10 protein-coding genes and 1 tRNA gene are annotated in these 12,866 nt (G+C 64.0%); 6 read left to right on the forward strand and 5 right to left on the reverse strand.

What is annotated here, in order from left to right; all coding sequences use genetic code 11:
- Positions 1 to 14: 14 nt before the first annotated feature.
- Together mcrC and Q2K20_RS05705 are read right to left on the reverse strand one after the other, a co-directional pair.
- Complete coding sequence (gene mcrC, locus Q2K20_RS05700; protein WP_317176736.1) at positions 15 to 1,067, reverse strand: 5-methylcytosine-specific restriction endonuclease system specificity protein McrC; 1,053 nt, start codon at positions 1,065 to 1,067, stop codon at positions 15 to 17.
- Positions 1,064 to 3,298, reverse strand: coding sequence for an AAA family ATPase (locus Q2K20_RS05705; protein WP_317176737.1), 2,235 nt, complete (start codon positions 3,296 to 3,298; stop codon positions 1,064 to 1,066). The genes mcrC and Q2K20_RS05705 overlap by 4 nt, the downstream gene beginning before the upstream one ends.
- Positions 3,299 to 3,548: 250 nt before the next feature.
- On the opposite strand from Q2K20_RS05705, the gene Q2K20_RS05710 reads away from it, so the two are divergent.
- The 3 genes from Q2K20_RS05710 to Q2K20_RS05720 all read left to right on the forward strand — a co-directional run bounded on the left by Q2K20_RS05710 (position 3,549) and on the right by Q2K20_RS05720 (position 6,319).
- Positions 3,549 to 3,622 (forward strand) — tRNA-Met (locus Q2K20_RS05710).
- A 693-nt stretch (positions 3,623 to 4,315) separates the two neighbouring features.
- The gene (locus Q2K20_RS05715) at positions 4,316 to 5,137 is read left to right on the forward strand and encodes a hypothetical protein (protein WP_317176738.1); all 822 of its coding nucleotides are present in this window, start codon (positions 4,316 to 4,318) and stop codon (positions 5,135 to 5,137) included.
- A gap of 327 nt (positions 5,138 to 5,464) precedes the next feature.
- Positions 5,465 to 6,319, forward strand: coding sequence for a GIY-YIG nuclease family protein (locus Q2K20_RS05720; protein ID WP_317176739.1), 855 nt, complete (start codon positions 5,465 to 5,467; stop codon positions 6,317 to 6,319).
- A 319-nt stretch (positions 6,320 to 6,638) separates the two neighbouring features.
- Here the strand turns inward: Q2K20_RS05720 and helR are convergent, their stop codons facing one another.
- A complete protein-coding gene (helR, locus tag Q2K20_RS05725; RefSeq protein WP_317176740.1) occupies positions 6,639 to 8,951 on the reverse strand; it encodes an RNA polymerase recycling motor ATPase HelR in 2,313 nt (770 codons plus the stop codon).
- 241 nt (positions 8,952 to 9,192) lie between these two features.
- On the opposite strand from helR, the gene Q2K20_RS05730 reads away from it, so the two are divergent.
- On the forward strand, positions 9,193 to 9,414 hold the full coding sequence (locus Q2K20_RS05730) for a ribbon-helix-helix protein, CopG family (protein WP_119192871.1): 222 nt from the start codon (positions 9,193 to 9,195) through the stop codon (positions 9,412 to 9,414).
- Position 9,415: 1 nt separating this feature from the next.
- On the forward strand, positions 9,416 to 9,688 hold the full coding sequence (locus Q2K20_RS05735) for a type II toxin-antitoxin system RelE family toxin (RefSeq protein WP_119192872.1): 273 nt from the start codon (positions 9,416 to 9,418) through the stop codon (positions 9,686 to 9,688).
- 23 nt (positions 9,689 to 9,711) lie between these two features.
- On the opposite strand, the gene Q2K20_RS05740 is transcribed toward Q2K20_RS05735, so the two are convergent.
- The gene (locus Q2K20_RS05740; RefSeq protein ID WP_317176741.1) at positions 9,712 to 10,560 is read right to left on the reverse strand and encodes a class I SAM-dependent methyltransferase; all 849 of its coding nucleotides are present in this window, start codon (positions 10,558 to 10,560) and stop codon (positions 9,712 to 9,714) included.
- 623 nt (positions 10,561 to 11,183) lie between these two features.
- On the opposite strand from Q2K20_RS05740, the gene Q2K20_RS05745 reads away from it, so the two are divergent.
- Positions 11,184 to 12,401 carry a class I SAM-dependent methyltransferase gene (locus Q2K20_RS05745; protein WP_317176742.1) on the forward strand — a complete coding sequence of 406 codons (1,218 nt, stop codon included), beginning with the start codon at positions 11,184 to 11,186 and terminating at the stop codon, positions 12,399 to 12,401.
- Here the strand turns inward: Q2K20_RS05745 and Q2K20_RS05750 are convergent.
- Entirely contained in the window at positions 12,398 to 12,694 is a 297-nt protein-coding gene (locus Q2K20_RS05750; protein WP_317176743.1) for a hypothetical protein, read from the reverse strand. The two genes, Q2K20_RS05745 and Q2K20_RS05750, sit on opposite strands and share 4 nt — an antisense overlap.
- Positions 12,695 to 12,866 lie beyond the last annotated feature (172 nt).

Below are 12,866 nucleotides of genomic sequence, written 5' to 3' on the forward strand. Positions count from 1 at the left end.
GCCGTGGGGAGGAGTCAACTATCCAGCCACTGAGTGATGCCGTCTAGCTGGGTACGTAGCTGGTTCCACGGCAAATTTAGATCGAGCGTGCGAGCACCGATCCTGCTCCCTTGGACAGTCATATCAAGATCAGGTTGTGAGGGGGCATCGGTGCGTGCGTACAGCAAGAGCCCACTTACGGACCCGTCCTGTTTGACGTCAGCATTCTTGGTGTAGGCCAGAATTTGGTACAAGTTAGACGAGCTGACGGACTCCTTTCCCCACTGACCTGTTTGCAGCGACTTGCTGTAGTACTTGGCATCCACGATCAGGATCTTCCGCCCGCGCCGGAGCCGGAGATCCGTCTTCATGGCCGGAAGCTGTCTCGTGCCCGACGACAGCGAGCAGTCGTAGTCCCAGTTAATTTGGGGTGCGCTCGGCGATAGCTCACGGTGGTGAAAGACGAAGTACTCGAGTAAGAATCGCTCGTATAGCTGACTCATTGCGTCGTCGGAGAGCCACGCGGTCAGTTTACGGTCGCCGTAGCCTTCGGTCGGCAGGAGTCCGCGGACCACCAGTTCGCACACGCCTAGCAGCATCCGATACGAAGCATTACTGCGGTGATACGTGAGGGTGTCCCACCGGATCGCGGTCGGGGCAATAGTGGTGACGGCGTCCAAATAGGGCAAGAGGCGGCGGAGGGCCTCCTTCCGTCCTTTCCTGATCTCGCCGTGGCGAACCAACAGAATGATTACTGACTTCAACGCGCGATTATGGGGCGTGTCCGAGTCGTACTCGTCGTACCCACAGATCAGCCGACCACGGGCCTTCGAATGCTCGGCGATGCTCCGTGAGACGTCGATCCGACCGCGAACGGTGGCAAGTTCCTCGCGACGGTGGAGGTAATCGTGGTGAAGGCCGCGTTTGACCTGCGCTCCGACTCCGCGAACCAGAATCTCCGCGAACAAGTCGTGGAGCTTGTCGAATTGCTCCACTTCCAGATGTTCGTCTCCCGCCTTTTGGATCGCCTTGAAGGCATAGGCCATCATCACGTAGATATTGCGAATGGCGATGGAGTTACCAGTCATGAAATTGCTGCTCGTAACCTTCCGGACCATTCCTCGACTTTGCGCGTCTCGTCAAACCAATACTCCTGCAGAAGTGGAATGAGTTCGTCCTCCACCACAGAATGAAGCCAAACGTCAACGGTGTCGTCCTTGGGCGCATCGCTGACAAAGCTGTGTCCGACCGCGAATCCCGGTCCTAGAGCGGGATCGTCCGCAATGGCGAGGTTCAGTGCGCCGATCGCTTCAACCAGACTGTCGAGAGTAGGGCTATCGACCTTGGCTTGGTACTGGGCGAACCCTTCCGAGCTGAAGCCCGGTGTCATGTTGAAAAAGCCGAACCTACGTCGCAGGGCGTAATCGATTACCGCGAGACTGCGATCGGCCGTGTTCATCATGCCGATAATGTGCAGGTTTGGGGGCACTGAAAAGTTCTCATTCTTGTAGAGCAAACGAAGCGGGGAGTCGCGTTTGTCGCTCTCAATCAACATAAGTAGCTCTCCGAAAATCTTCGAGATGTTGCCACGATTGATCTCGTCGATGATAAAGAAGTACGGCTGGGCGGGGCCGGCGTCCCGGGCGGTTTCGCAAAACCGGTAGAACGGCCCTTCGGCAAGGCGAAATCCGCCAGCCTCGGTCGGGCGGTAGCCCATCATGAAGTCTTCGTACGAGTAGCTCTGATGGAACTGCACGACTTGCACTCGAGTGGGATCGTTCTCGCCCATTATCGAGTACGCTAGCCGCTTCGCCGCGAACGTTTTACCAACGCCGGGCGGACCGGCGAGAATTACATTCTTCTTGCGATGCAGCAGCGACCGGAGACGATCGTAGCTTTCTTCTGAAAGGTAAACTTGGCTGAGGAATCTAGTCTTGTCGTAGGAGGGGATCTCGCCAACTGGCGTGGCGAGATCCAATTCTACTTCGCCAACAATAAGTGTTTCGATCTCTTCTACGTACTCCGGATACTGTGTGACGTCGGTGAGTGTCTTAACAACCGCTTTTCCTGGGTGGGGCCAGGACCCCGTATGCGTCCAGTCGACGGTTCGGACGGACCGGTAGGTATCTCGGTCGAGTCTATATTGAGCCTCGGATGTGACCTCGCCTCGGCCAATTATCTCGTGTCGACCCCGTTTGGCGTACACGATGTCTCCGATCTCGATTTCGTTCTGGAACTGCCAGCAGCAGAGGACATCGTTGTTCCTTGCGATGCCGCTCCCATCAGCTTCTAACGCCTGCCGGAGAGATTCGCGGTCGGGATAGTCGGCTAAATCGCCGAGATCGTCCCAGTGGATTGCCATTATCCCGTCAGAGCGAAATGCGTCCCATTCGGAGGCGCGGGGACCGGGTGAGTAGATCCAATAGTGGCGTTGGCGAGGTTCCTCAGGCTCCGCCTTCTCTGGCAATTCCGGTACGAGCTTTGTCAGCTCGGCATCCCAGAGGTCCTGTACCCCCGGCGTCCAGAAGTGAAATTCGCCGTCGATTTCGGACGCCAAGGTGGACCTGATTGCAAACAAGTCGCGGTCGATCGAAGCGGGATCGTCTCCAGTTGATCCGCCGATTCGGGAGGCGAGTGCATCGCGGATCCGCTTTTTCGTGGCGGCAGATGAAATCGGCTCAAAAGTGTCGGGACGTGCGAGGAACTGGAACACGTTTCGGATGTCTGAACGGTCGTCTCCTGAGTCGAGCATGACTTTTTGTAGTGCCCATGGGTCTGATCGTGCGGTGGCGTGTTCAGCTGGAGACAGGGTTGACCAGTGGATCACGAATTTTGCAGCCCAGACAAGGTGTCGCCACAGTGATCCGTTGTATCCCCTGCCTTGTTCTAACCCCGCCTTGCCAGGCTCACGGACCAGCAAACCAGCGATCGTTTCGTTGACGGGGGTTGGATCATCGAGGTGCGCCAGCACCCTGTTGATGTGCATCAACCGTGTGTCCGGACGCGCTGAAAGCAGGGGATGTTCGCGTAAGAAGACGAGCTCGGCGGCCAATAGCACTACCTCTCGCGAGGCGCCTTGAAGCTGGCGGTCCAGCTTCTCCCACTGGCCCTGCTCCGTCCCAACAATCGGATTGTCGGCGACTCGAGACCGCAGGTCCTCCGCTGCCTCGGTAGTCCAGATGACTGTTTCCGGGTCGAGCACTGAGCGGCCATCCCCAAGCATCTGGTCGAACACTCCCGCGACTTCGTGCGCGAGATTGGTATCAGCGGACCAGCGAGAATCCTGGAGTTTCGAATCGGGCTGAATGTCGTTGGTCATACCGCGATTCTGCCTGGCTTCTAGAGACAGGGTGTAGTACCGGCTAGACCTCGGCGCCTAGGGGCGCGGATATCCGAAACCCACTCCTTTGCGTGATCGGCGGTGGGTGAGCTGGCCCCCAGGGCGGTGAGACGAGTGGAGTCAGACGGCCAACGGTCTACATGCCGAGCGGCGGGCCTTGGCCCCGCAGTCACGCAAATATCGATTTGGATTACTGCAGGGTAGGACGTACGGTTGGCGATGCAAACGACGCGGGGTGGAGCAGCTCGGTAGCTCGCTGGGCTCATAACCCAGAGGTCGCAGGTTCAAATCCTGTCCCCGCTACGCATTCAGTCAAGCCCGGTTCCCTGTTGGGGGAGCCGGGCTTGAGTGCGTTTCGCGTTCGAAGTGACCGGTTGTAGTGAACCGGCGTAGTTCGTCACCGAGCGCGCTCGCAGCGTGACTCTCCAAGTCGAGTCGCAGCTGCTCGGTCTGCCGCCTAGTCGGGGCGCCCGTGCTCGCAAGCACGTCTTCGGTAGTGCTCGGTGAAATTAGTCGCATCGTGGAGTCGGCGTTCGCCTAGACCGAGAGCGGGGACCGTTCTCTGTCCGCGCCTGTTGACAAAATTACCCGCGCCGACGGCATAACCGTTGCCGCGCTGCACGTCGACGTGCTCGGCTCCACCGATCGACTACGAGGTCGGCGGCGACGCCCACGAGGTCGGCCATATCGACTTGGCGTGGAAGGTCGCGGGTATCGGCTGATGATGGCGGGTTGTCTTACCCATCTGTTAGTAATCGCTTTAGCTGCACGGACCTACGTTTCTTGTGGAGGGCTCAAAGGTCCGTAGATGCCTGATCCGTCGACCGCGGAGTAGGGCATGCTTTCCCGAGCACGCAGTGGGTGTAGCAGTGGCATATCGCAAGTCCATGCGGGCTTGGAGAGGAGATTGCTGTGGGTACAGAATCGGCGAAAGCGCGCGATGCTGCAGTAGTTGGAGCGATTACTCGGGGCGTCTCGCTCGACACAGTGTGCCGCGTGTATGACGTCGATGCGTTCACCGTCCGCCGTGCGGTGGAGTCAGCCGGCGCAGAGATGCCGGTTGATTCTCGCGATGGGGGCACACCGATCGGTACGCGGGAAGCCGAGATGATTCGGCGGGCTCTGACGGGTGAGGAGTTCAGTGTCATCGCCCGCTCGTTCGACGTTTCTCGCGAATGGGTCCGATTGGTTGTCAAGAAGCACACTGGCCTAGGCGCTAGGGACCTAAAGGGAATTCGCGACGATGCTCGGCATCAGTTCAAGCTTCGGCAGCTGACGGATCTGGTGGGCGGCCATCCGGACCTGCCGGTGGATGCGCTCGCCAAGAAGTCAGGCTTGGGAGTGCGCGAAGTCGAGAAGATTCTTGGCCGTGCGGAAGCGGCGCGTCGAAGGCGGACTCGTACCGTCTCCGGTGCATTAGATCGATCAGACGCTCTCGCAGAGATTCGCCGGGTCGCCGCGCTTTGCACCGAATCGCGTCTATCCGGGCCCTTCTATGATCAGCATCGTCGCGGTGGGGTATCCAGTGTCCGCCTGATCCAGATGTTTGGGACGTGGGCCAGTGCATGTGAACAGGCAGGAGTCCGTGGCACGCGGGCAGTGCGGTCGAACTACTCCCAGAAATGGGACCGCGAGGATTGCTTAAGATGGGTGCTCAAGTACCTGGAAACCACCGAAGAGCCGAGCTTCACCAGGTACGACGAGTGGTCTCGAACCGAAGACGGTGCCCCGTCCGGCGGTACGGTTCGCCTCCGATGCGGTAGGTGGATCGAAGCGGTACGAGATGCTTACGCTCTCGAGTCGGAGGGAGAGGTCTGAGTTCGGTTCGCCTACCGAGCGAAGGGAACGATGGAGCTGCCAGAGTCCGATCAAAAGTCTTGATCGGCACGGCTAGCTACCGCCCGCGCGGCAAGATATGGGCTTGCCTGGTCGGGCTCTTCAGGAGGACGCAAGCGCGAGTAGACGCCATTGCTCGGCGCGTTGCATCTCGACGGGGAGCTGCATCGCCAGAGGAGTGGCGCAGTTTGATCGAAGGTCTTAGTCACGCCAGCGTTGAGTGGCCGCAGATTCTGCCTGACGCGCGAGGGGCCACCGCCGAAGACCTGCGAGTCTCATCTCGTCCGAGAAGCGTGACACAATCTTCGCGTGACTGAAGACGCCGCGGACCGCTCACTCGATCGAACTCCTAGCATCTCCACAAAGCCGACTACGGAGACTGCAGAATTCGGTGCAGTGCGACCTACCGGTGAAGTCCGAGCTGAATTAATAAGGTTCCTCGAGCAAGACTCGTTCCGGGTTGGGCAGGTATACCGACTACTGAAAAAAGAAATGTCTGCGCAGGAAATCGCCGACGAATTAGACGTTTCGACCTCTGGCTTTGTCTGGGGTGCCGAGCGTCAAATTCGAAGCTTGTTGGAGGGCGATCTGCCGACGGCGCCCTCAGTCGCGTTGCGCGTAGCTCGGAAATTTCGCAGTGTGCAAAAGGCTGGCGAGTGGAGTCCCGAAGCTATTTCTTATCTAGAACATCAAACACTAGAGCTTGAGCGTAGAATCAACGATGATTCGGCTAGGGCGGCGGAAGTCAAGAAAGCCAAAAGTGAGACGGAAAAGGCTGAAGCTCGGAACGAGATAGGTATTTATGTCTACTCGCTTCCGCACTATCTTCTCCATCGTTATGAGCCCGAAAGCGGTCGGACGTTGATGAAGGTTGGCCGCAGTGATAGCGACGTGATCCAGCGTTTCAAGAACCAGACTCGTATAACAGCACTGCCGGAAGAGCCAGTTCTTCTGCGTATTTACAGGGTCTGTCAGGGAGAAACGGACGAGGCAGAGAGAACCTTCCATCGATTGCTCGAGGCTGCTGACCATTACCGCAGCGTTGCGCGCACGGCGGGCCGAGAGTGGTTCGTCACCAGCACGAGGTTCTTAGATGAAGTGGCGAGAGCCCTAAAGTTCGACGCTGTTGTGGTCAATGAGGTGGACGACGCTGACGATGACTAGCGAGATCTCATTTGCGACCAATTGGCATGTTCGATGAGCTCAAACTCGGTGAGCTATTGCCAGCAGTCGAAATTTCCTTACTGCAGGACACTGGCATAGATCGCACAGTAGGTGGCCATGACGCGGAGATAATCAGATGTCCAGCTATTCTTCAACGATATCTGAATGGAATCGCAGCTGATTCAGGGTAGCTTTCTGTCGAACCGGGCCAGGGGCGCGTCCCATGAGTCGTTTTGTCGAGTTGGTCTGCGCGAACCACAATATTGCGTGAGAGGAGCAAGACCCCGCTGGCTGTAAACGCTGACCACATTGCTTCGCATCAATTATCACCGTTTTCTCCCCGTCTCCGAAGGTTGAGATCTGTCTCCGTGCCTTCGGGAGGACGCAGCAACGCGAGACACTGCGTCGCCCGCGTCATCGCCACATAGCGGTCAACTGCACCGATGACGCCCGAGCCGATCGAATCCGGGTCGACCAGAACCACGAGGTCGAACTCGAGGCCCTTGGCCTGGGCTGGTGGCAGCACGCGGACGCGGTCGGATTCGCTGAAGTCGGGGACGGTAGCGCCGAGCGCGCAGATGACGCCGACCGTGCCCTCGGAGTGGATGGCGAGCCACTCGTCGACCACACGCTGTAGCTCATCGACGCGGCCATAGCCGACCGGGACCCCGCTGCGGCGCACCGACTCGGGAACGTTGGCGTCGGGCCGCACGGACCGGATCACGGGTGCGGCGGCCTCCATGATCTCGGCGGGTGTGCGGTAGTTGATGCTCAGACGCACGGACGTGATGCGGGCAGGGGAGAGGCCGATGCGCTCCAGTCGCTCGGTCCAGGAATCGTCGAAATCGCGGCGGGACTGAGCGCGATCGCCGACGATCGTGAGACTGCCCGACGGGCAGCGGCGCAAGACCATTCGCCACTCGGCATCGGTGAGTTCCTGAGCCTCGTCGACGATGATGTGCCCGAAGACGCCCGAGAGGCGGGACGCGCCAGCAGCCGGCTCGTCGTCGGGTGACGTATCGAGCAGTGCCTCCTGGAGATCGGCGTGGCGGAGCATGGGGGAGACGCCCTCGGGGTCGTCATCGGCGGCGATGAGGTCGTCGATCACCCGCTGGCGCCTCGCAAGTTCCGCGGATCGCCCGGCCCGGCGGCGCTGTGTCCTGCGCGCCCTGTCGGCGTCGCCCAGCCGGTGGTGGGCCGCGTCCAGAAGCGGCAGGTCCGCGGTTGTCCACGCGCCGACCGCGGATCGCTGAAGGAGCCGGATCTGTTCGGTGGTCAGCCACGGCGCGCACAGGCGCAGGTACGCGGGGACGGTCCACAGGTCCCCGACGAGGTCGGTGGCGCTGATTATCGGCCACGCCCGGTACAGGGTGCGGTGCAGGTCCGGGTGGGCCGCGAACTCCGCGCGGAGGACCTCCTCGGGCACGTCGCCGGCGCTGTTGTGGACGGCCCGGTCGACGAGGATCTCGGCGATCGTCTCGCGGATCTGCGGGTGGGCCTCGTTGTGTGGTGTGCCGTCCTCGACCGCGCCGAACGCCTCGGCCCAGTCGGCCGGCGTCAGGCGCAGGTCCACCCACTCGGTCTGCACCAGCATCGACTGCTCGGGCGGCTGCTCGGAGAAGCGCACCGCGGCCACGATCGCCTCGACCATGCGCAGGTCGGACTTCAATCGGAAGACCTCCGGATCGGGCTCGTCGGGCAGTCCGCCGGGCGGTGTCGCGATCACCCCGCCGAGCGCGGCGAGGCCCAGGTCGGCGGCCGTCGCGGTCTGCACGCTGTGTTCACCGAGCGACGGGAGCACATCGGCCACGTAGTCCAGATACGGCCGGTGCGGCCCGAGGAGGAGCAGGTTGCCGCGGCGTAGCCCCCCGCGGGACTGGGCGTGCAGCAGGTAGGCCGCCCGGTGCAGGGCCACCACCGTCTTTCCGGTGCCCGGTCCGCCGTCCACGATGAGGGTGCCCCGGGAGTCCGCGCGGATGATGGCGTCCTGATCGGCCTGGATCGTGGTGAGCACATCGCGCATTCGGCCGGTCCGCGCCTCGGACAAGCTCGAGACGAATGCCGAGAGGTCGTCGGGGCTGACGTGAGCGGACACCTCGTCGTCGTCGCCAAAGACCTCATCCCAGTAGTCCACGATGCGCCGGCCCGACCACCGGTACCGACGGCGATACGTCACGCCCCTCGGATCGGCGAGCGTCGCGGCGAAGAACGGCTCGGCGGCCGGGGTGCGCCAATCCACGAGGAGGGGAGTGCCGGCCGCATCGGTGAGGCCGATGCGGCCCACGTACACCGGCGCGGTCGCGGGTGCTGTGGGGCTGGAGTCGAATTGAGGGGCGCGGGAGGCGGCGGCGGTGGCGTAGTGGCCGATGCACACGTCCAGCCCGAAGCGGCGCAGCGTGGCGAGCTCGGCGACGAGGCGGCGGATGTCGGCGTCGCGCTCGATGGTCTGCGCGCCGCGGCCTGCGGGGTCGCGGCGGCGGGCGTCCAGACGGGCGGACAGGGAGGCGACCTTCTGGTCGAGGGCGTGGGAGATGGCGGCGAGGTGGCGTTCGTCGGCGGCGATGTGCGCCGGGTCAGCCTTGTGGGCGAGGTGATCGGGGAGGGCGAAGATGCCGGGTGCCTCGGGGGACATGGCGACAGTGTGCGCCCCCACCGGGGTCTTGCCGCAAGGCCCCCTACCAGCTATAACTTGAGAAGGGGAGGGGTTTCCGGCAGGAATCTAGTTGCCTGGAGGCTGCCAGATCGACGCTGCGCCTCGCAGTGGCTCGCCCCCACGCTTGTCGTCAATGACGCTCTCGACATCGACCGGCCGGATGGTCACGGTCTCAGGGTGGTCACTGGGTCTATACTCGTATAGCGGCGGAAGGGGTGTCATGACGGCCAAACAGCTGAACACCAAGTTGGACGACGAGACCATCGCTCGTCTGGACCATCTGGCTCGAATCACCGGCAGGTCCAAGTCGTTCTACGCGAGCGAGTTCATCCGCAGCGGACTCGACGAGATGGAGGACTGGTACTTGGCCCGGCACCGTCTGGAGGAATTCAGGCAGTCAGACGATTCCGCGATCCCGTTGGACCAGGTGGACTGGTCCTGAGGTGGCGTATCTGGTCGAGGTCACGCCGCACGTCCAGAAGGTCATCACCAAACTCGGTCGACAGGATAGGACTGCGCAGCAGAGAATCCGGGCATTCCTCGAGGAGCGAATACACGGGTGCGAAGACCCCAGGTATCTCGGGAAGGCACTTCGCGGCGACCAGCACCTCTGGCGGTACCGCGTGGGCGACTACCGGATCATCTGCTCGATCGAGGATCAACGGGTGACCGTCCTCGTTGTCGATATTGCCCATCGGCGCGAGGTCTATCGATAGCGGCCCTTGGTGCTTCTGCCCTGTCACGCCCCGGGGGCACGGGCTTCTACGACCCAGGTTCCGGCGCCCAGACGGACCTCGCCGTCGGTGACATGTTCACCCAGCGCGGCCGCGGCCGCGGCGACGGCGGAGTCGCGGGCATCGGGGTTGGCGGCCATCGCCATCATGGCCTGGGGGTTCTGTTCCAGCGCCTGCCGGGCGAGTTGTTCGAGGCGGTCGGCGGGGCCGAGGGTGACCTCGTCGGGGCCGGGGTTCACCTCGACGGACTGGAAGCCGGCGGTCTCCAACACGCTGCGCACGCGGTCCGGGTCAGCGAACGAGAACGGTCCCGGCGCGCCCGGCGGAGGCACAGGGGCACCACCGAGCCGGGCCAACGCGGCGCCGGTGGGGACCGTGATAAACGGGTTTGCGGCGGGCGCGGCAAAGCAGACGAACGCGAGCCGGCCGCCCGGTCGGAGGGCCGCCCGGACGGCGGAGAACGCCACCTCGGGTCGGTCGAAGAACATCACGCCCATCCGCGAGAACGCGGCGTCGAACAGGCCGGGCAACGGCTCGCTCTCCACGTCGAGGGTGAGGAACTCGACGTTCTCCGCATCGGCCTCGTCCACCAGGCGAGCCTGCGCGCACTCGACCATCGGTCGGGACACGTCCACGCCGACCGCCGACCCGTCCGGGCGCACCCGGCGTCCGATCTCCAACGTCGTGGTCCCGGTCCCGCACCCGATGTCCAGCACCCGCTGCGGTGGGCTGAGGTCCAGGCGGTCGAGGGCCGCGCGACCGAGCGGCTCGAGAATCGTGTCGTACGCGAGCGCATTGCGCACCCACGACTGCCCGACGGGACCACTCCAGAGGTCGGCCTGCGATGCACTCATGATGAGCTCCAATGCCTCGACTCCCATCGTAGAACCGGGGAGAGGCGACCGGAACCCTCACGGCAGCGGCACCACACTCACAGGGCACGCGACTCTCCACAGGGCGCCGTTCCGGGGACCGCGGTACGGGCGAGGAATCCGTCGAGGGGTGTGACGCTGTCGGCCATGCACATCGCCACACCATTGACCGGCACCCGCTACGACACGGTGCTTCGCCAAGCCCTCGCCCTCGTTCGCGCCGGGGACTACCGCGCTCGCCGAATCACTGAAGGGAGCGCCCGGGGTCTTCGCCGACAGGACCGCGGTCATCACCCCCCATCGCGACAGCTCCGGCGCGTTCGATGCCGATGACCTGGCGGCCCAGCTCTACGCGCTCGCCCACGGCATCCCGTCCGACACGGCCACCTACACCGATGGCTACTTCGTCAGCGGGGGTCGGATGCACTCGGCCCGGGCCGAGCCGTATGAGATCGACTGGCAGTAACCGGTCGGCGGCGGAGCTGAGACACTGGGTGCGGCCCGGTTCGCGGGTAGCTTGCTCTCGCGCGTCATTCCTCCCCACGGTCGAGTGCGCGCCCGTTCAAAGGACTCCCGTGTCTTCTCCTGCCGCGCCCGGGTCGCCTGTGACCACCGTCAGTTGGCGCGAGAAGGGCGAGGGCCGCACGGCCCGGTGGCACTCGGAGAACGGCGCGCCGCCGCCGCGGGACATCGTGGTGATCCACGACGACATCGCCGCGGACAAGGCGCTTCGGATGATCCGGCGGGGCACCGGCCTGCTGTGGCGGGGCGACTTCCACAACGCCCGCCAGCTCATGCGCGCCCTCGACCGGCGTCTGCAGAAGCGGGCGTCCCGGGCGCCGCAGAGCTCCGACCCCGGGGAGGTGTTCCTGGCCAACCGGAAGGCACGCGCGCAGCGGGCGGAGACGCTGGGAAAGGTCCTCATCCCACTGGAGCAGGACTACTCGGTTCGGCTGCGCCGGGCGCCCGACGTGAGCGACGCCTGCACCCATGCCTACGGGCCGCCGACCCACAACGGCAACGACTCGACCGGTCGGGACACGCTGGTCTCGCTGCCCGAGCTCCTCGGCGTCATCAGCGCCTACGAGTGGCACCTGGGCGGTATCGAGGTGGCAGCACTGGGAGCGCGCATCCATCCCGCCTACGGCGTGTTCGCCCCCACCCGAGACGAGTACATCGACCTGGTCGCCGACGCCCCCTGGCCGCAGGGCGTCGAGGATCCGATCGTGTGGGACATCGGCACCGGAACCGGGGTGCTCGCGGCCGTCCTGGCCCGGCGCGGGGCCCGGCAGGTCGTGGCGTCCGACATCAATCCGCGCGCGGCGCAGTGCGCGCGCGACAACGTGGGTCGGCTGGGGTTGGCGGACCGGGTGGACGTGGTGGAGGCCGACCTGTGGCCTTATGACGACGACGACGAGGTGGGCGACTCCGGGCGGGCCGACGTGGTGGTGTGCAACCCGCCGTGGATTCCGGGTCGTCCGACGTCCGCTCTGGAGCAGGGGATCTACGACCCGGGCTCGGACGTGCTGGGCCGCTTCCTGGACGGGCTCGCGCAGCACCTCACGCCGCAGGGCGAGGGGTGGCTGATCCTGTCCGACCTCGCCGAGCATCTCGGTCTACGCACTCGCGACGAGCTGCTGACCCGCATCGCCGACGCCGGGCTGACGGTTCTGGGAACGCACGAGACGACGCCTCGCCACCCGCGCGCATCTGACACGGACGATCCGCTCCACGCGGCGCGATCGAAGGAGCGCACCATCCTCTGGCGGGTGGGGGCGAGGCGGGACACCTGGAGGCGGGACAACTGGAGGCGGGACACCTAACGGGGGCGGCTCCCACCGAACGCCCAGACCAGCGCGTGCACCGCGAGCAACGGGGCGATGAGCACCACCGCGCCCCAGCCCGTGGTGGCGACGGGCACCCAGTCGTCCCACGACGCGCGCATGGCGGCGAGGAAGTCGCCGCGCTCGGGATCAGTCTGTTCGGGAGCGCTGTGCCCGGGGTCGGCGAGCTCGGGGTCGTCGTGTGAGGAGCCCGCCCACAGCCCTTCAACGTCAGAGCTGTCCGCCGCCAGTGGGAAGTCGGCGGGCCGAGGGGACTGCGAGGCGGAGTGCATGACAGGGGTTCGTCACCCAGGGGTGCCCGGATGGCCGGTTCGGCCGAGCGAGCAGTCGGCGGGTCTCCGGCGGCAGTGGAGCACCTCGTCGTCGTCGCACTTACCCCGCCACCACGGCGATTCCGGAACGTAGGCTGGCGGCGCCCGCACCCCACCCGAGGCCGAGGATGCC

The sequence above is a fragment of the Dietzia sp. IN118 genome, from assembly GCF_032905965.1.
Lineage (GTDB): Bacteria > Actinomycetota > Actinomycetes > Mycobacteriales > Mycobacteriaceae > Dietzia > Dietzia kunjamensis.

What these genes read in the sequence shown, in the direction of transcription:
- mcrC (WP_317176736.1), bottom strand. Translation starts at nt 1,067, where the DNA reads ATGACTGGTAACTCCATCGCCATTCGCAATATCTACGTGATGATGGCC.
- Q2K20_RS05705 (WP_317176737.1), bottom strand. Translation starts at nt 3,298, where the DNA reads ATGACCAACGACATTCAGCCCGATTCGAAACTCCAGGATTCTCGCTGG.
- helR (WP_317176740.1), bottom strand. Translation starts at nt 8,951, where the DNA reads ATGTCCCCCGAGGCACCCGGCATCTTCGCCCTCCCCGATCACCTCGCC.
- Q2K20_RS05730 (WP_119192871.1), top strand. Translation starts at nt 9,193, where the DNA reads ATGACGGCCAAACAGCTGAACACCAAGTTGGACGACGAGACCATCGCT.
- Q2K20_RS05740 (WP_317176741.1), bottom strand. Translation starts at nt 10,560, where the DNA reads ATGAGTGCATCGCAGGCCGACCTCTGGAGTGGTCCCGTCGGGCAGTCG.
- Q2K20_RS05750 (WP_317176743.1), bottom strand. Translation starts at nt 12,694, where the DNA reads ATGCACTCCGCCTCGCAGTCCCCTCGGCCCGCCGACTTCCCACTGGCG.